General features: G+C 72.1%; 16 protein-coding genes. 2 read left to right on the forward strand and 14 right to left on the reverse strand.

All coding sequences use genetic code 11. The features are described from left to right. Window positions 1-14 precede the first annotated feature (14 nt). The 3 genes from OG730_RS43240 to OG730_RS43250 are packed head-to-tail and all read right to left on the reverse strand — an operon-like array spanning window position 15 to window position 2,473. Entirely contained in the window at window positions 15-800 is a 786-nt protein-coding gene (locus OG730_RS43240; RefSeq protein ID WP_327309972.1) for an ABC transporter permease, read from the reverse strand. After that, window positions 797-1,777 (reverse strand): ATP-binding cassette domain-containing protein, encoded by a 981-nt coding sequence (locus tag OG730_RS43245; RefSeq protein WP_327309973.1) that lies wholly within the window; start codon window positions 1,775-1,777, stop codon window positions 797-799. Before OG730_RS43245 ends, OG730_RS43240 begins: the two co-directional genes overlap by 4 nt. A 27-nt stretch (window positions 1,778-1,804) precedes the next feature. After that, complete coding sequence (locus tag OG730_RS43250; RefSeq protein WP_327309974.1) at window positions 1,805-2,473, reverse strand: DUF4097 family beta strand repeat-containing protein; 669 nt, start codon at window positions 2,471-2,473, stop codon at window positions 1,805-1,807. Between the two features lie 222 nt (window positions 2,474-2,695). On the opposite strand from OG730_RS43250, the gene OG730_RS43255 reads away from it, so the two are divergent. Both OG730_RS43255 and OG730_RS43260 read left to right on the forward strand, forming a co-directional pair. Beyond that, the gene (locus OG730_RS43255) at window positions 2,696-3,487 is read left to right on the forward strand and encodes a GbsR/MarR family transcriptional regulator (RefSeq protein WP_327309975.1); all 792 of its coding nucleotides are present in this window, start codon (window positions 2,696-2,698) and stop codon (window positions 3,485-3,487) included. A 95-nt stretch (window positions 3,488-3,582) separates the two neighbouring features. Beyond that, window positions 3,583-4,155, forward strand: coding sequence for a dihydrofolate reductase family protein (locus OG730_RS43260; protein WP_327309976.1), 573 nt, complete (start codon window positions 3,583-3,585; stop codon window positions 4,153-4,155). 59 nt (window positions 4,156-4,214) lie between these two features. Here the strand turns inward: OG730_RS43260 and aroA are convergent, their stop codons facing one another. From aroA to OG730_RS43315, 11 genes are all read right to left on the reverse strand, one after another. Then, entirely contained in the window at window positions 4,215-5,489 is a 1,275-nt protein-coding gene (gene aroA / locus OG730_RS43265) for a 3-phosphoshikimate 1-carboxyvinyltransferase (RefSeq protein ID WP_327309977.1), read from the reverse strand. Between the two features lie 5 nt (window positions 5,490-5,494). Then, on the reverse strand, window positions 5,495-7,621 hold the full coding sequence (gene tkt, locus OG730_RS43270; protein ID WP_327309979.1) for a transketolase: 2,127 nt from the start codon (window positions 7,619-7,621) through the stop codon (window positions 5,495-5,497). Window positions 7,622-7,826: 205 nt separating this feature from the next. Next, entirely contained in the window at window positions 7,827-8,888 is a 1,062-nt protein-coding gene (gene aroB / locus OG730_RS43275) for a 3-dehydroquinate synthase (protein WP_327310028.1), read from the reverse strand. A gap of 26 nt (window positions 8,889-8,914) precedes the next feature. Further along, window positions 8,915-10,102: a chorismate synthase gene (gene aroC, locus OG730_RS43280; RefSeq protein WP_327309980.1), complete on the reverse strand. Its 1,188-nt coding sequence runs from the start codon at window positions 10,100-10,102 to the stop codon at window positions 8,915-8,917. 132 nt (window positions 10,103-10,234) lie between these two features. Beyond that, complete coding sequence (locus tag OG730_RS43285; RefSeq protein ID WP_442815250.1) at window positions 10,235-11,359, reverse strand: prephenate dehydrogenase; 1,125 nt, start codon at window positions 11,357-11,359, stop codon at window positions 10,235-10,237. Next, window positions 11,359-11,736, reverse strand: a complete 378-nt coding sequence (gene aroH / locus OG730_RS43290) for a chorismate mutase (RefSeq protein ID WP_327309982.1) — start codon at window positions 11,734-11,736, stop codon at window positions 11,359-11,361. The genes OG730_RS43285 and aroH overlap by 1 nt, the downstream gene beginning before the upstream one ends. A 48-nt stretch (window positions 11,737-11,784) precedes the next feature. Further along, complete coding sequence (locus tag OG730_RS43295; protein WP_327309983.1) at window positions 11,785-13,176, reverse strand: class II 3-deoxy-7-phosphoheptulonate synthase; 1,392 nt, start codon at window positions 13,174-13,176, stop codon at window positions 11,785-11,787. Between the two features lie 157 nt (window positions 13,177-13,333). Next, entirely contained in the window at window positions 13,334-14,602 is a 1,269-nt protein-coding gene (locus OG730_RS43300; protein ID WP_327309984.1) for a multidrug effflux MFS transporter, read from the reverse strand. Window positions 14,603-14,631: 29 nt separating this feature from the next. Next, window positions 14,632-15,279, reverse strand: a complete 648-nt coding sequence (locus tag OG730_RS43305) for an NAD(P)-dependent oxidoreductase (protein WP_327309985.1) — start codon at window positions 15,277-15,279, stop codon at window positions 14,632-14,634. Between the two features lie 59 nt (window positions 15,280-15,338). Then, window positions 15,339-16,151: a class II aldolase/adducin family protein gene (locus OG730_RS43310; protein WP_327309986.1), complete on the reverse strand. Its 813-nt coding sequence runs from the start codon at window positions 16,149-16,151 to the stop codon at window positions 15,339-15,341. A gap of 108 nt (window positions 16,152-16,259) precedes the next feature. Continuing rightward, window positions 16,260-17,804: an FAD/NAD(P)-binding protein gene (locus OG730_RS43315; protein ID WP_327309987.1), complete on the reverse strand. Its 1,545-nt coding sequence runs from the start codon at window positions 17,802-17,804 to the stop codon at window positions 16,260-16,262. Window positions 17,805-17,878 lie beyond the last annotated feature (74 nt).

A 17,878-nucleotide genomic window follows, 5' to 3' on the forward strand; every position in this document is an offset into this window, starting at 1 on the left:
TGCTGCCTCGGCCGCTACTTCGGGTCACTGTTGAACTTCGCGGCCGACCAGAAGTAGCCGAGGACGGCGAGGCCCAGGCACCAGGCGACGGCGATCCATCCGTTGTTGCCGATCTCGGTGCCCAGGAGGAGTCCGCGCAGGGTTTCGATGGCCGGGGTGAAGGGCTGGTACTCGGCGATCGGCCGGAACCAGCCCGGCATCCCCTCGACCGGCACGAACGCGCTGGAGAGGAGCGGGAGGAGGATCATCGGCATCGCGTTGTTGCTCGCGGCCTCGGCGTTCGGACTGATCAGTCCCATGCCGACGGCGATCCAGGTGAGCGCCAGGGCGAACAGGACCAGGAGCCCGAAGGCCGCCAGCCATTCCAGGGCCGTCGCGTCCGTCGAACGGAAGCCGATGGCCACCCCCACGGCTCCGACCAGGACCACGCTCGCGATCGACTGCAGCACGCTGCCGATGACGTGCCCGATGAGCACCGACCCTCGGTGGATCGCCATCGTCCGGAAGCGGGCCATGATCCCCTCGCTCATGTCGGTGGAGACGGACACCGCCGTGCCGATCGTGGTCGAACCGATCGTCATCAGGAGCAGGCCGGGGACGAGGTAGGCGATGTAGTCGGCGCGGCTGCCGCCGCCGATGCCGGCGCTCATCACGTCTCCGAAGATGTAGACGAAGAGCAGCAGGAGCATGATCGGCGTGAGCAGCAGGTTCAGGGTCAAGGACGGGTAGCGGCGGGCGTGGAGGAGGTTGCGGCGCAGCATCGTGGACGAGTCGCGGACGGCGAGGGACAGGGAACTCATCGGAGGTTCTCCTTGGACTGGGCGGGGACGGTGGACTGGGCGGGGCGGGGGTCGGTGCCGGTCAGGGCGAAGAACACGTCGTCGAGATCCGGGGTGTGCACGGTCAGCTCGTCCGCCTCCACGCCGGCCGAGTCCAGCCGGTCGAGGATCGAGCGCAGCGCGCGCTGGCTGCCGTCACTGGGGATCTGCAGCGCCAGCGCCTCGTCATCCAAAGCGACCTCACCGAGCACCGCAGACGCGGACCGGTAGGCGTGCGGGTCCGAGAACCGCAGACGCACATGGCCGCCCGGGATCATCCGCTTCAGCTCTTCCGCCGTGCCCTCGGCGGCGATCCGGCCGTCGTTCAGCACCGCGATGCGGTCCGCGAGTTCGTCCGCCTCCTCCAAATACTGCGTGGTCAGGAAGACCGTCACACCACCCGTGACCAGCTCGCGGATGATCTGCCACATGTTGTGGCGCGACCGCGGGTCGAGACCGGTGGTCGGCTCGTCGAGGAAGATGATCCGCGGATCACCCACCAGCGTCATGGCGATATCCAGGCGTCGCTTCATACCGCCGGAGTAGGTGGAGGCGGGCTTCTTCGCCGCCTCCGTCAGGTCGAACCGCTCGAGGAGTTCGGCGGTGACCCGCCGCCCCTCCGCCTTCGACAGGTGGTGCAGGTCGGCCATGAGGAGCATGTTCTCCTCTCCCGTGATCAACCCGTCGACCGCGGAGAACTGCCCCGTGACACCGATGGCGGCGCGGGCCGCCCGCGGGTCGGCGGCCAGGTCGTGGCCCCCGACCCGGATCTCGCCGGAGGCGGGATCCGGGGAGACGAGGGTGGAGAGGATCTTGACGGCGGTGGTCTTGCCCGCGCCGTTCGGGCCGAGCAGGGCGAAGACCGTTCCTTCGGGGACGGCCAGGTCGATGCCGTCGAGGACCGTCTTGTCGCCGTAGGACTTGCGCAGACCGTTCGCCGTGATGGCCGAGGTCGTCATGAGCGGTACTCCTTCTGTGACTGGTTGTCAGAGGCTGCGGGCGGCGATGTCGCCGTAGGCGGTGGTCGCGTGGATGGCGAGGCCGGCCGCCGCGCCCTCGGTGTTGCGAAGGGCGTTGTCGATCCGGCCGAGGGCGGTGCCGGCGTCGAGGGTGGCACTGACCCCACGGCCCGCGCCGACCGAGATGTCTCCGTACTCCGTGTGCAGTTCGACCGTGCCGCGCACGGCTTCGACGATGCTCAGGTCGCCCTTCTGCGTACTGATCCGGGCAGAGCCCGCCAGGCGGCCGACCGAGACGTCACCGGCCGCCAGGGTCAGGTGCGCGCTCGCGGCCTCGTCGATCTTGACCGAGCCCTGCGCGGCCTCGAAGACCACGTCACCAAGGCGTCCGACGCCCCGGAGCTCGGCGCTGGCCGCCTTCGCCTCGACGCCGGAGCCGGCGGGCAGCTGAACGGTCACCTCAACGGAACCGGAGGCGCCCAGGATCTGGTTCTTCGCGGGGACCGCGATCCGCAGGACCCCGTCGGCGTACTCGACCACGGTCTGCTCGGCCGCCTTCACATCGCGGCCCTTCGAAGCGTCGGCGGGCCGGACCTCGACCACGGTGTCCGCGCGGTCAGCGGCGATGAGCCGGACGGCGCCGGCCGGGATGTCCAGAACGGCGGAGATCGGGGCGGTGGTAGCGAACTTCTGCATGATTCTCTCCTGCGACTCGTTGTTTCCGATGAAGGAAAAGCTACGTTGCTTTCCAAGTCCCAGCAAGAAGTTCGTTGCGATGAATCCTAGTATTTGCAGGTCAAAGCCGTGAAATCGTTGCGAAGAACTGAAGTTAAATGCAACGACAGCCACTCAGAACGTTGCAATGACATGGAAGCGAACGCTATACTGGAGGCACGACGACGCACGAAGGAGACCGCGATGCCGGGAGGCAGGCTCACCCAGCAGGAACGCCAGCAGATCGCGCTGGGAGTGGCCGACGGCCTCGCCTACGCGGAGATCGCCCGACAGCTGGACCGACCGACCTCGACCATCACGCGCGAGGTCATGCGCAACGGCGGCCCCGGCGCCTACCGCGCCGATCTGGCCCACCGCGCCACCGAAGCCCGCGCGCACCGGCGCAAGCAGACCGCGCCCCGTGGACCGCAGGCCGCCCCGCAGGCCTACGGACGGGACGCCGAGGCCGTACGCGCCTACGAGGAGGTGTTCACCACCGTCATGATGGCTTCGGGCATGCCCACCATGACGGCCCGGGTGATGGCCTGCCTCACCCTCACCGACACGGGCAGCCTCACCGCGTCGGAACTCGTCCAGCGCCTCCAGGTCAGCCCGGCCTCGGTATCGAAGTCGATAACGTTCCTGGAGGGACAGGGCCTCATCCGACGGGAACGCGAGGAAGGCCGCCGCGAGCGCTACGTCGTCGACGACGACATCTGGTACCAGTCGATGATGGCCAGCGCCCGCTCCACCGCCCAGATCGTCGAGACGGCGCGGCAGGGCGTCACCGTCCTCGGCGCCGGCACCCCGGCCGGCACCCGCATGGAGAACATCGCCCGCTTCCTCGACTTCGTCTCGGAGAGCATCGCCCGCGCCGCGGAACAGGCCCGCGAGATCCTCCACACGAAACCGGAGGCGCCCTCGGACACCTCCACCGAAAGATCCGAAAGAAATATCGCCGGGACCGATGAGTTCCCCGGGGAGCCACGGTCTTAGATCATGAAAGGCACGCCGCGGCAGCCACGCACGTGGTCGCGGGGCGCGCCGGACGGACCGCCGAGAGCCAGCCACGAGATTCCGAGGAACCCCAGATGCGCACCCTGATCAGCTCCGCCTTCGTCTCCCTCGACGGCGTCGTGGAGGCCCCCGGCGGCGAGCCCGGGTACCGGAACTCCGGCTGGACCTTCAAGGACGTCGAGTTCCTGCCCGAGGCGTTCGAGATCAAGGGCCGGGAGCAGAAGGAGGCCTCCGCGATCCTGCTGGGCCGCACCAGCTACGAGGCCTTCAGCCCCGTGTGGCCCGCCATGGAGGACTTCGCCGACTACAAGGTGATGCCCAAGTACGTCGTCTCCACCACCCTCACCGAGGACGACCTGGTGTCGGACTGGGGCGACACCACGATCCTGCGCACCCTCGACGAGGTCGCCGCGCTCAAGGAGACCGAGGGCGGCCCGATCATCGTGCACGGCAGCGCCGCCCTGAACCGGGCGCTCTCCGACGCCGGCCTGATCGACCGTTACCACCTGCTCGTCTTCCCGCTGCTGCTCGGTGCGGGCAAGCGCCTCTTCAGCGCCACGGACAAGGACGCGCAGAAGCTGAAGCTCGTCGAACACGCGGCGTACGCCAACGGCCTGCAGCTGAACGTCTTCGACGTCGTCCGCTGACCCGTACGACAAACGACACAGGAGCGGCGCCCCCACGGGGGAGCGCCGCTCCGTGCGTCTCAGCCGAACAGCCGCCGCAGCTCCTCGTGGAACCCGGGGAAGGTCTTGGCCACGCAGGCCGGGTCGTCGAGGGTGATCCCGGCGGCGCGCAGGCCCAGTACCGAGAAGGACATCGCGATGCGGTGGTCGCGGCGGCAGTCGATCGTCGCCGGGGCGGGGGTGCCCGGGTGCACGGTGATGCGGTCCGGTCCCTCCTCCACCTCGATGCCCAGTGCGCGGAGGTTCTCCGCTACCGCGGCGATCCGGTCGGACTCCTTCAGCCGGGCGTGCGCGATGCCCGTGATGGTGACCGGGGCGTCCGCGAGCGGGGCGATCGCGGCCATCGTCATGAAGGTGTCCGAGATATCGCCCATGTCGACGGTGAATCCGCCGCGCAGCGCGCCGGTGCCCGTGACCTCGGTCCAGTTGGCGGTCGTGGTGACCCGGGCGCCGGCCTGCCGCAGCACCTCCACGAAGGCGGTGTCGCCCTGCAGGCTGCCCTCGCCCAGCGCCCGGACCCGTACGGTACGGCCGGTGACGGCGGCCGCCGCGAAGAAGTACGAGGCGGTCGAGGCGTCCGGCTCGATGTCGAGGTCGGTGGGCCGGTAGCCGCCCGGGTGGACCGTGATCGCGCTGCCCTCCTCCTCGACCCGGGCACCGAACTGCCGCATCAGGGCCAGGGTCATGTCCACGTACGGACGGCTGACCAGCCGCGGCACGTCCACCGTGAGCGGCCCGCCCATCAGCGGGGCGGCCATCAGCAGCCCGGAGAGGTACTGGCTGCTCAGCCCGGAATCCAGCTCGATGCGGCCCCCGGCCAGCCCCCGCGCGGTCAGGGTGAAGGGCAGGCCCGTACCGCGCACCCTCGCCCCGAGCCCGGTGAGCGCCTCCAGCAGCGGCCCGAGCGGGCGCGCCCGCAACTGGTCGGAGCCGTCGAAGGCGATCTCCCCGCGCCCGGTGGCCGCGAAGGGCGGCAGGAAGCGTGCCGCGGTGCCGGCGTCGGCGCACCAGACCCGGCCGGGGCCGGCCGGTCCGGTGCCGCGCCCGGTGACCTCCCAGACCTCGCCGGAGCCGTCGCCGTAGCCGGAGCCGTCCCCGTACCCGTAGCCGCTGTCGCCGATGTCGCGGACCCCGGTGCCCAGGTCCGTCAGCGCGGCCCGGAAGGCGAGGGTGTCGTCGCTGACCAGGGGCGCGCCGAGGCGGCTGCTGCCGGGGGCGGCGGCCGCGAGGAGCAGCGCCCGGTTGGTGATGCTCTTGGACCCGGGTATCCGGGCCTCCAGTACGGGAGTTGTCACGCCGCTCATCGTACGGAGCCTCTGCGCTGGGCCCGCTCGAAGCTCGCGCGGGCCGCCGCCGCCACCTTCGGCGCCGTCAGGCCGTGGAGTTCGTACAGGGACTGGTACGGGGCGGAGGCACCGAAGGAGTCGATGCCCAGCGAGGTGCCGGCCGCGCCGACCAGGGCGTACCAGCCGAGGCTGGACCCGGCCTCGACGGAGACCCGGGCGGCCACATCCGTGGGGAGCACCTCCTCCCGGTAGGCCTCCTCCTGTGCCTGGAACCACTCCAGGCAGGGCATGGACACCACCCGGGTGGCGAGGCCCCCGTCCTGGAGGATGCGGCGGGCGTCGAGCGCGATGGGCACCTCGCTGCCGGTGGCGATGAGGATGGCCTCGGGGCGCCCGCCCTCGGCCTCGGCCAGGACGTACCCGCCGCGCGCGGCGCCCTCTGCGGGGGACAGCCCGCTCTCCTCGGTGCGCTCCAGCACGGGCAGGTTCTGCCGGGACAGGCACAGGCCCGCCGGGCGGTCGTCGTTCTCCAGGATGGTGCGCCAGGCGACGACGGTCTCGTTGGCGTCGGCGGGCCGGACCACGTCCAGGCCGGGGATGGCGCGCAGCGACCAGAGGTGCTCGATGGGCTGGTGGGTGGGGCCGTCCTCGCCGAGGCCGATGGAGTCGTGGGTCCAGACGTAGGTGACGGGCAGCTTCATCATGGCCGCGAGGCGCACGGCCGGCCGCATGTAGTCGGAGAACACCAGGAAGGTGCCGCCGTAGGGGCGGGTCCCGCCGTGCAGGGCGATGCCGTTGAGGATCGCGCCCATGGCGTGCTCGCGGATGCCGAAGTGCAGGGTCCGCCCGTACCGGTGGCCGGAGTACGCCTCCGTCGCCAACTCCTCGGGGACGAAGGAGGGTTCGCCCTTCATCGTGGTCAGGTTGGACTCGGCGAGGTCCGCGGAGCCGCCCCACAGTTCGGGCAGGACGGGGGCCAGGGCGTTCAGCACCTCCCCGGACGCCTTGCGGGTGGCCATCTGGCCGCCCCCGGCGAACACCGGCAGGCTCTCCTGCCAGCCCTCGGGCAGCCGGCGCTCCGAGAGCCGGTCGAAGAGCTCGGCGCGCCCGGGGTTGAGGGCGCGCCAGTCGGCGAGGGTCTTGTCCCACTGGCGGTGGGCCTCGGCGCCGCGGTCGGCGACCCGGCGGGCGTGGGCCAGGACCTCGTCGGGGACCTGGAAGGAGAGCGAGGGGTCGAGGCCCATCGCCGCCTTGGCGGCGGCGGCCTCCTCGGCGCCGAGGGCGGATCCGTGGATGCCGCCGGTGTTGCGCTTCTTCGGCGCGGGCCAGCCGATGATCGTGCGCAGCGATACCAGGGAGGGCCGGTCGGTGGTCTCCCGGGCGGTGACGAGCGCCCGGTTCAGGGCCTCGACATCCTCGGTGTACTCCCCGCCCGCCGTCCAGTCGACCTCCTGCACGTGCCAGCCGTACGCCCGGTAGCGGGCGAGGGTGTCCTCGGAGTGCGCGATCTGCCGGTCGTCCTCGATGGAGATGCGGTTCTCGTCGTAGAGAACGACGAGGTTGCCGAGGCGCTGGTGTCCGGCCAGCGAGCTGGCTTCGTGCGCGACGCCCTCCTCCAGGTCTCCCTCGGAGGCGATGGCCCAGATGGTGTGGTCGAAGGGGGAGGCGCCGGGCGCGGCCTCCGGGTCGAACAGGCCGCGCTCGCGCCGGGCCGCCATGGCCATGCCCACCGCGTTGGCGAGGCCCTGGCCGAGGGGGCCGGTGGTGGTCTCCACGCCCGGGGTGTGCCCGTACTCGGGGTGCGCGGGGGTCAGACTGCCCTCGGTGCGCAGGCCCTTGAGATCGTCGAGGGTGAGCCCGTAGCCCGACAGGTAGAGCTGCGTGTAGAGGGTCAGGCTGGCGTGGCCGCAGGAGAGCACGAACCGGTCCCGGCCGGCCCAGCGCGGGTCCCGGGGGTCGTGCCGCAGCAGCCGCTGGAAGAGCAGGTAGGCGGCCGGCGCGAGGCTCATGGCGGTGCCGGGGTGTCCGTGCCCGGCCGCCTCGACCGCGTCCACGGTCAGCGCGCGGGCGACCTCGACGGCCCGGCGGTCGGCGTCCCCCCAGAGCAGGGCGGGCGCCTGCGGGGCGGTGGCGACGGTCATGACGGGCCTTCCTGTTCGGGGGATTCGGATACGGGTGTGCGTGCGGGTCCCGCGGCTCCCACCGCTTCCGCGCGTACGGGGCCTGCGGTGCGTTCGGCTGCTGCGCCCCCGCCGGCCCACCCCGCCGGCCGGACCGATCCGCCGTGGCGGACCGCGCGGGCACGCCGGACGGCGCGGGCACGGGCGTAGCGGACGGGGGCCCGCTTCACCGGGAGATCCGCTCGTAGGCGGCCCGGAGCAGGTCCTCGTCCGGGGCGGTGAGCAGGGCGGGGCGGCCGATGGCGTCGAGCACGACGAACCGCAGCCGGTTGCCCCGGGTCTTCTTGTCGATGCCCATCGCGTCGCGCAGCGGGGCCCAGGCCCCGGCGTGGGTGGTGGGCAGGCCGGCGGCGGCGAGGAGGGTGCGGTGGCGGTCGGCGTCGGCGGCGGACAGCCGGCCGTCGAGCCGGGCGAGTTCGGCGGCGAAGACCATGCCGGCGGCCACCGCGTGACCGTGCCGGACCCGGTAGCCGGCGACCCGCTCGATGGCGTGGCCCAGCGTGTGCCCGTAGTTGAGGTGCTCGCGGCGGCCGTCCTCCCGGAAGTCCTCGGTGACGACCTCCGCCTTGACGCGGATGGCGCGCTCCACGAGCTCCCGGGTGTGGACGGGCCCGGCGGGGTCCTCCTCGACCAGGCGCAGGATCTCCGGGTCGGCGATGAACCCGGCCTTGATCACCTCGGCGAGGCCGCTGACGTAGTCGGCGGGCGGCAGGGTGTCCAGCAGGTCCAGGTCGCACAGCACCCCGGCGGGCGGGTGGAAGGCGCCGACCAGGTTCTTGCCCTGGGGCAGGTTCACGGCGGTCTTCCCGCCGATGGCGGCGTCGACCATGCCGAGCAGGGTGGTCGGGACGAGCACCAGCCGCACGCCGCGCAGCCACCCGGCGGCGGCGAACCCGGCGAGGTCGGTGGTGGCGCCGCCCCCGACGGCCACGACGGCGTCGGAGCGGGTGAACCCGGCGTCGGCGAGGGCCCGCCACAGGCCGGTCACGACGGTCATGTCCTTGGCGGCTTCGCCCTCGGGCACTTCCAGCGAGACGACGACGCGTCCCTCGTCGTTGAGTTCCCGCGCGATCCGCCGGGCGGTCGCCAGCAGCGTGCGGGAGTGCACGACGGCCACCCGCAGCGGTTCGGAGCCCAGTACGCGCCCGGTCTCACCGGTCAGCCCGTGACCGACGACGACCTCGTAGGGACGCTCGCCCCCGACCGTGATCCGGGTGCTCCCCGCCAGCGCCGGCGTGTTCAGCGTCGGGGCGCTCACCGGACGGCCAGGTTCTCGAGGTAGCCCCGGTGGTTGCGGGCGGTCTCGGCGAGGGAGTCCCCGCCGAACTTCTCCAGCGCGGCGTGCGCGAGGACCAGCGCCGTCATCGCCTCGGCCACGACGGCCGCGGCGGGCACCGCGCAGACGTCGGAGCGCTGGTGGTGGGCGACGGCCGGCTCGCCGGTGGCGACGTCGATGGTGGCCAGGGCCCGCGGCACGGTGGCGATGGGCTTCATGGCGGCGCGCACCCGCAGCGGTTCGCCGGTGGTCATCCCGCCCTCGACCCCGCCGGAGCGGGCGGTGCGGCGGCGGACGGCCCCCTGCCCGTCCCGCTCGATCTCGTCGTGCGCGAGGGAGCCGGGGACCTTGGCTAGGCCGAAGCCGTCGCCGAACTCCACGCCCTTGATGGCCTGGATGCCCATGAGGGCGGCCGCGAGCCGGGAGTCGACGCGCCGGTCGCCGTGGACGTAGCTGCCCAGGCCCGGCGGAAGTCCGTACGCGAGCACCTCGACGACCCCGCCGAGGGTGTCGCCGTTCTCGTGGGCCCGGTCGATCTCGGCGACCATCGCGGCGGAGGCCTCCGGGTCCAGGCAGCGCACCGGGTCGGCGTCCACGCGCTCGGTGTCGTACGGCTCCGGCACCAGTCCCTCGGGTGCGACGGCCGCGCCGAGCGAGACGACGTGGCTGACGATCGTGATCCCGTACGCCTGCTTGAGGAAGGCCCGGGCGACTTCCCCGACGGCGACCCGGGCGGCGGTCTCGCGGGCGCTGGCCCGCTCCAGGACCGGGCGGGCGTCGTCGAATCCGTACTTCTGCATCCCGGCGAGGTCGGCGTGGCCGGGGCGGGGGCGCGAGAGCGGGGCGTTGCGCGCCCGGCCGGCCAGCACCTCCGGGTCCACCCCGTCGGCGGCCATCACCGTCTCCCACTTGGGCCATTCGGTGTTGCCGACCTGGATCGACACCGGTCCGCCCTGGGTGAGGCCGTGGCGGACACCGCCGAGGAAGGTCACCTCGTCCCGCTCGAAGGCCATCCGGGCGCCCCGGCCGTGGCCGAGGCGGCGGCGGGCGAGGGAGTCGGCGACCGCCTTGGTGGAGATCTCCACGCCGGCGGGCAGGCCTTCGAGGACGGCGGTGAGGGCGGGGCCGTGCGATTCGCCCGCGGTGAGCCATCGCAAAGTACTCAAGGGTGATCCTCTGTCATGCGGGGTGGTGGGCCGGCGTGGTGGGCGGTCGGACCCGGCCGGTGGGGCGGCCGGATCCCCGTGGAGGGGGGAGGGATGGCGGAAGGGGTCGTACGGGGATCCGCGGGCGCGGGGTCAGACGCCCACGGCCACCGGCGGAGCCTCGATCGGCCCCATCCGCTGGACCCGCCAGCCGGCTCCCATCAGGCCCTGGGACAGGGTGACGGCGGTCCCGCGGGCGACCATCAGCTCGACCAGGCCGCTCTCGTCGCCGGGCGAGTGGTCAATGGTCATGTCCTCGATGTTGACGGCGAGTTCGGCGGCGTTCGCGAGGAGCCGGGCGAGTTCGCCGGGCTGGTCCCCGATCAGGACGCGGACCGGAGCGCAGGCGGGCACCGGGTGCCCGTGCTTGCCGGGGATGCGGTCGCGGCCGCTGAGGCCGCGGCCGAGCAGGTCGGCCAGGAGCGTGGTGCCCTGGGCGCGTTCGTCGGCGTCGTCGGTGGCGAGGCCCCGCAGGGCGGCCACGGTGACCTGGAGGTCCTCGGCGAGCTCGGTCAGCACGTCGGCGACCGCGGTGGCGTTGGACTCCAGGATGTCGCTCCACAGCCGGGGGTCGCCCCCGGCGATCCGGGTCACGTCGCGCAGCCCCTGTCCGGCCAGCCGGCAGGCGTCCTCCGGGAGGTGCTGGAGGCGGGCGGCCATCAGCGAGGCCACCACGTGCGGGGTGTGGGAGACGCGGGCCACGGCCCGGTCGTGGACGTCGCTGTCCATGACGACGGGCATCGCCCCGCACAGGGAGACCATCATGAGCGCCATGTTGAGGGCGTCGCGGCTGGTGTGGGCCGTGGGGGTCAGCACCCAGGAGCGGCCCTCGAAGAGGGTGGCGCAGGCGGCGAGCGGGCCGGAGCGCTCCCGGCCGGCCATCGGGTGTCCGCCGATGAAGCTGACGGGATCGGCGCCGGCGGCGAGGACCCCGATCTCCGGTTCGGTCTTGACGCTGGCGACGTCGGTGTACGAGCGGGCCAGGCCCAGCCTCTGCTGGGCGGCGAGCACGGTGCCGACCTGGGCCGGCGGGACGGCCAGTACGGCCAGGTCCACGGTGGTCTTCGGGGCGCCGACGGTGCCGGCGCCGAGCGAGGCGGCGGTGCGGGCGGCCGAGTCGTTCGCGTCCATGAGGTGGACGGCCACCCCTCGGCGGGACAGGGCCAGTGCGATGGAGGTTCCGATGAGGCCCGTCCCCACCACCGCGGCGGAGCGGATCATCTGGATTCCCCGGCGGTGACCAGGTCTCGGCGCAGGGCGGCCGCACCGCCCAGGTAGACGTGCTTGATCTCGCGCTTGGACAGTTCCGTCTCGGCGTACGCGAGGATCCGCACGACCCGGGGCAGGGCCCCGGCGATGTCCAGTTCCTGCGCGCACATCATCGGCACGTCGGTCACGCCCAGTTCGCGGGCGGCGACCGCCGGGAACTCGCTGACCAGGTCGGGGGTCGCCGTGAAGAACAGGCTGACCAGCTCCTCCTGGTCGAGCCCGTTGGCGGCGAGCATCTCCTGGAACAGCGTTCGGACCCCGTCCAGCAGGTGGCCCCGCTCGTCGACTTCCAGCTGGATGGCACCGCGCAGGGCACGCACGGACATGGGCTTCTCCCTTTGCTTCAGGACGGTACGTCGATCGGTCGCTCGGGATCAGGCGGCGGCCGGTACGGCTTCGGGGCGGGCCGCGCCGGCCGTCGCGCGACCGCGGTACAGCTCGGCGACCCGGAAGGCCAGGTCGAGCGACTGCTTGCGGTTCAGCCGCGGGTCGCAGGCGGACTCGTAGCGCTGTCCGAGGTCGGTGAGCCGGACCTCGGCGCCGCCTCCGACGCATTCGGTGACGTCGTCGCCGGTCAGCTCGATGTGGATGCCGCCGGGGTGGGTGCCGAGCGCGCGGTGGACCTCGAAGAAGCCGGTGACCTCGTCGAGGACGTCGTCGAAGTGCCGGGTCTTGTGGCCGCTGGGCGCCTCGAAGGTGTTGCCGTGCATCGGGTCGCAGATCCACGCGGGTCGCGCGCCCTCGGCGGTGACCTTGCCGATCAGCTCGGGGAGGATCTCGCGGATGTTGCGGGCGCCCATCCGGGTGATGAAGGTGAGGCGGCCGGGTTCGCGCTGCGGGTCCAGCTTGTCGATGAGGCGCAGGGCCTCGTCGGCGGAGGTCGTGGGGCCGAGCTTGACTCCGATGGGGTTCTGCACCGTGGAGGCGAACTCGATGTGGGCGCCGTCCAGTTGACGGGTGCGCTCACCGATCCAGATCATGTGGCCGGAGACGTCGTACAGCTGGCCGGTACGGGCGTCGACGCGGGTGAGCGCGGCCTCGTAGTCCAGCAGCAGGGCCTCGTGGCTGGCGAAGATCTCGGAGGAGTGGACGGCGGCCGGGTCGGCGCCGCAGGCGGCGAGGAAGGTCAGGGCGTAGTCGATGTCCCCGGCGAGGCGCTCGTAGCGCTCACCGACCGGGGAGGCGGCGACGAAGTCGCGGTTCCACTCGTGGACCTGGCGCAGGTCGGCGTAGCCGCCGGTGGTGAAGGCCCGTACGAGGTTCAGGGTGGCGGCGGAGGAGTGGTACATCCGCTTGAGCCGCTCCGGGTCCGGGGTGCGGGACTCGGGCGTGAAGGCGAGGCCGTTGACGGAGTCACCGCGGTAGACGGGCAGTTCGACACCATCGCGGATCTCGGTGGGCTTGGAGCGGGGCTTGGAGTACTGCCCGGCGATCCGGCCGATCTTCACCACGGGCACGGAGCTCGCGTAGGTGAGGACGGCGGCCATCTGGAGCAGCGTCTGCACCTTGTCGCGGACCTGGTCGGAGCTGACGGCGTCGAAGGTCTCGGCGCAGTCCCCGCCCTGGAGGACGAAGGCCTCGCCCCGGGCGACGTCGGCGAGCCGGTCGCGCAGCCGGTCGCACTCGCCGGCGAAGACCAGGGGCGGGAAGGAGGCGAGGTCGTCGAGCGCGGAGCGCAGGGCGACCGGATCGGGGTAGGACGGCTGCTGGGCGGCGGGCAGCAGCCGCCAGGAGTCGACGGCCGTGGCGTGCGTGGCGAGGGTCATGGTGGCTGTGCCTCGATCGGTTTCGGTGGGAAAGGGAAGAGGTGTGGGCCTGTCGCCGCCCGGGATGGCGGCCCCGGGAGCCGGGGGTCCGTACGGTGGTGCGGCCGTACGGACCCCCGGTGGGCAATCCGTTGCGGGTGCCTGTCTCGCCAGGGGCCTAGACCGGCTCGTGGACCCCGGAAGGAACGGCCTCGGGTGCCTGGGCTCCGGGCCCGGCTTCCTCACCGGCGGCCTTGTGGCCCTTGGTGAGGCCGAAGAAGAGCAGACCGCCGACGCCGAGGACGGCGATGACGATGCCCATCGGAACCGCGCTGTCCTCGCCGGCCAGGCCGACGAGCGGCACCACGGCCGCGCCGATCAGGTGCTGGGACAGGCCCAGCAGCGCGGCGGCCGAACCGGCCACGTCGCCGTGGTCCTGGAGGGCCAGCGCGAAGGAGTTCGGCAGGACGAGGCCGACGCTGGAGACGACCAGGAAGAGCGCGACGAGCAGCGGGGCCAGACCGGCGTCGGTGAGGACGACGGCGAGCAGCCCGAGGCCGCCGACCGCGGAGACGGCCAGACCGGTGGCGAGCAGGGCGCGCGGGCCGGTCTTGTGCACGATGCGGCCGCTGACCTGCGCGGCGATGACCAGGCCGAGGGCGTTGACGCCGAAGACGACGCTGTACGCCTGCGGGGACATTCCGTGGATGGACTGGAGCACGAAGGTCGAGCCGGAGATGTAGGCGAACATCGCGGCGAAGGCGAAGCCGCAGGCCAGGTTGTAGCCGACGAACACCTTGTCGCCGAGCAGCCGGCGGAAGATCGGGCCGGTGGCCTTGAGGCCGCCGTGCACGCGCCGTTCGGCGGGGTGCGTCTCGGGCAGGGCGCCGGCGACGCCGATGAGCATCAGGGCGCCGATGATGGCGAGGGCGATGAAGATGCCCTTCCACGAGGTGACGAGCATCAGCTGGCCGCCGAGGACGGGGGCCAGGATCGGCGCGATGCCGGTGATGAGCATCAGCATCGCGAAGAACCGGGCCGCGGCGGGCCCGGTGTGCCGGTCGCGCACGACCGCGGAGGCGATGACGATGCCGGTGGCGCCGCCGAGGCCCTGGAGGGCGCGCAGCCCGACCAGCGTCCAGATGTTGGGGGCGAAGGCGCACAGCAGGGCGGTGACGGCGAACAGCGCCAGACCCGCGATGAGCGGCCGGCGGCGGCCGAGCGCGTCGCTGACGGGTCCGGCGATGAGCTGGCCGATGCCGAGGCCCAGCAGGCAGGCGGTGAGGCTGAGCTGGGCCGCCGAGGCGCTGGTGCTCAGGTCCTCGGCGATCTGCGGAAGGCCCGGCATGTAGGCGTCGTTGGCCAGCGGGCCGAGAGCGGTGAGTGCACCGAGGATGATCGCGAACCGGACGATGCCGGCGCTCTTCGGTGTGGCGGATGAAGTCATGTGTCTGATCCCCTCCGGGGGACGCGGAATCAGTAGGCGACGGTGATGCGGGCCTGGATCGCGTCGCCGCGCTCCAGTTCGTCCGCGAAGGCGACCGCGTAGTCGGCGATGCTGATCTGGCTCTTGCCTTCGGCGTCCACCAGGAGCTGCTCACCACCGACGCGATAGGTCCCGGTGCGCGGACCGGGCTCGATCTGGGCGGCGGGGGAGATGAACGTCCAGTCCAGGGAGCCGGCCTGGCGGTAGAGGGCGAGCGCCTCGCTCTGGGCGAGCGCGTTCTGCTTCCACATGGCCGGGAAGTTCGGGTTGTCGATGACCTTGACGCCCGGGGCGACCTCCAGGCTGCCGGCGCCGCCGAGGACCACGACACGGCGTACGCCGCTGCGGGTGAGGCCCTCGATGAGCGCGTTGGCCGCACCGACGATGATCTTGTGGTCGTCGTCGACGCCGAGCTTGGGGCCGACGGCCGAGGCGACGGCGTCGTAGCCCGCCGCGGACAGGTCGGCCACGGTGTCCGCGTCGGTGGCGTCACCGGCGATGACCTTGAGGCCTTCGTGGCCGTTGCCCGCGATCTCGCCGGTGCGGGTCACGCCGGTGACGGCGTGGCCGCGGGAGAGCAGTTCGCCGGCGATGGCGCTGCCGATGTGTCCGCTGGCTCCGAAAAGCAGGATGTTCATGGTGGTGCCTCTTCTTCCTCGGTGATTCTTCGGGGGTGGTGCCGGACGAGGAGCGCGGGCTAGTCCTCTTCGAGGAAGTCGGGCTGCTCGCGGATGATCTCGTCCCAGAGCAGCTGGAAGCTGAACCAGCCCAGCTGCTCGTTGCCGAAGCCGTCCCCAGCGGCGACGGCCTGCTCATGGGTGAAGCTCTTGGGCGTGCCCGCGGCCCTGGCGAGCAGCTGCACCTGGGCGCAGCTGTCGTAGGTGAAGAACCAGTGCACGGCCTCGTCGAGCGATCCGCCGACGGTTATCAGGCCGTGGTGGCGCAGCAGGATCGCGCGGTTGTCGCCCAGCTTCTCCGCGATGTCGCGGCCGAGTTCGGCCGAGACGGAGGGGCCTTCGTACTCCTCGTAGAGGACCTGGCGGTTGTAGAAGGCCGACGATTCCTGGTCGATGGGGTCCAGCAGGCGGCCCAGGGCGCCCAGCGCGCGGGAGTGCGCGGTGTGGCCGTGGGCGGCCGCCGTGGCACCCGGCTGCATCTCGTGGATGGCCGAATGGATGACGAACGCACTGGGGTTGACCCGGTGCTTACCCTCTACGACGTTGCCCGCCGAGTCCACGCAGATAAGGTCGGCGACGCGGACCAGGTTGAAGGAGACGCCGAAGGGGTTCACCCAGAACCGGTCCTCGTGCTCCGGGTCGCGGACCGAGATGTGGCCCGAGATGCCCTCACCGAAGCCGTACTTCCCGAACAGCCTCAGCGCGGCGGCGAGCCGCTGCTTGCGGTGGCGGCGCGTCTCCTCGTGGGTGGCGAAGACCGGCTCGCTGGGGATCGGCAGGCCGGTGTGCGTGTCCGCCAGGTAGGCGGGCCGGTCGGTCTCGGTGACGCTCATGCTCGGGGGTCCTCATCTCCGGAATCTCCGGGTCGTCTTCCGGTGTCGGTGCGGGTACGGCTACGGGTACTGGTGCGGGCGGCGGTACGGATGCGGGTGCGGGCGGCGCTAGACCGTGAGCAGGACGTCCTCGTTCTCCTGGGTGGCGGCCGTGACGGTCTCGGCGTGCTGCAGGATCGCGCCGACGATGTCCTGGCTGCGGTCGACCAGGGAGGGGATCCCGAAGGTGAAGAAGAGCGAGCCGGCGGCGATGTTGCCGAGCCCGTACAGGCGCGGGTCGGGCCGGCCGTTGGTGGTCAGCTGGCTGGTCGGACGCGCTATGTGCAGGCCGCCGTGGGGGTGCCGGCTGGCGACGCGGCTGCGCATGAGCGAGGTGACCAGGGGCGCGGCGCTGGTGGGGATGCGCCCCTCGGAGGCGTTGACCGCGCTGATGACGCGGTCGGCCGTGAAGTCGTGTCCCTCGGCGGTGACGACGTCGAAGCCGGCCTCGGGGTTCGGGGTGATGTTCTGCAGGCCGGCGACGATCTCCAGCTTGTCCGCCTCGACGAGGTCGAGGAGGACTCCGGCGCTGCCGGGCGGCATCGGGCAGCACAGGCTCATGATCGTGCGGTAGTGGGCGCGCAGCAGCTGGACCTTGTCCTGCTCGCGCAGCATCGGCCAGACGTCGGGGCCGGTCTCGGGAACCGCGCGCTGGAGGATGCGCAGGCCCATGTGGGGGGAGTCGACCTCTTCGATCTGCCGGCGCAGCCGGTCGACCGGGTCCTCCAGGTCAACCCGGATGATCTCCGAGACGACGGCGTCGAGGTCGGCGCCCACGTCGCGGAACTCGGCCCGCATGATGGTGGCGATGTCCTCGAGGGAGATCTCGGGGTGGATCGCGGCCAGCTCCTCCATCCGGTGCGGGGTGAAGTGCCGCAGCTCGAAGGGGACCGCCTTCTGCCGTACGCCGGGCAGGACGCCTCGCCGGGACAGCAGGCTGATCTTGCCCTGGTGCCCCTGGGCGGCCAGCGACAGGATGATGTCGATGGCGGTCAGGCCGCTGCCGATGATCGCGACGTGCTCCCGCTCGCCGACGTTCGCCAGCTTGTTGACGATCGGGTACGGGTCCCCGACGAAGCCGGGGGTGTCGCCCAGACCGTAGACGTCCTTGGGGCTGTCGCCGCCGACGCACAGGATGGCGTAGTCGAAGGCGCGGGCCCGGCCGTTGCCGGTGCGCAGCAGCACCCGGTTGGCGGCGCGGCTCGCGGAGGTGACCCCCTCGCCGACGAGGTCGACCCGCCAGCCCTGGCGGCGCAGTTCGCCGAGGGCCGCGTAGGCCGTCTGCTCCAGGTACTCGCCGTAGACGGTGCGGGGGGCGAAGCGGCTCCCCGACCAGCGGTCGACTCCGGTGCGGACCCCGATGACCTTGTCCCGCGTCTCCAGCCAGTTCTCGAAGTGCTGGAGGTCGCCGGCGCGCACGGACATGTCGTCGGGGGTCGCGTTGACCTTGAGGGTCTCGGTGTCCACCTGGTAGGCGCGCCCCCGCCACAGGTGCGGTGACGGTTCGAAGACCGTGAGGCTGCCCGGTTCGCTTTGTGTTCGCGACAACGCGTCGATCAAGCAGACTGCAGCCGCGCCTCCTCCGACGATGCCGATCGAGAATCCACGGGACATGTGTCAGTCACCTATCAATTCGTGGAAGGCGCGGGGTCGTCGTGCGCCGGCCTTGCTGTCCGCGATCACGGTGG

Origin of the sequence: Streptomyces sp. NBC_01298 (assembly GCF_035978755.1) — a bacterium.
Lineage (GTDB): Bacteria > Actinomycetota > Actinomycetes > Streptomycetales > Streptomycetaceae > Streptomyces.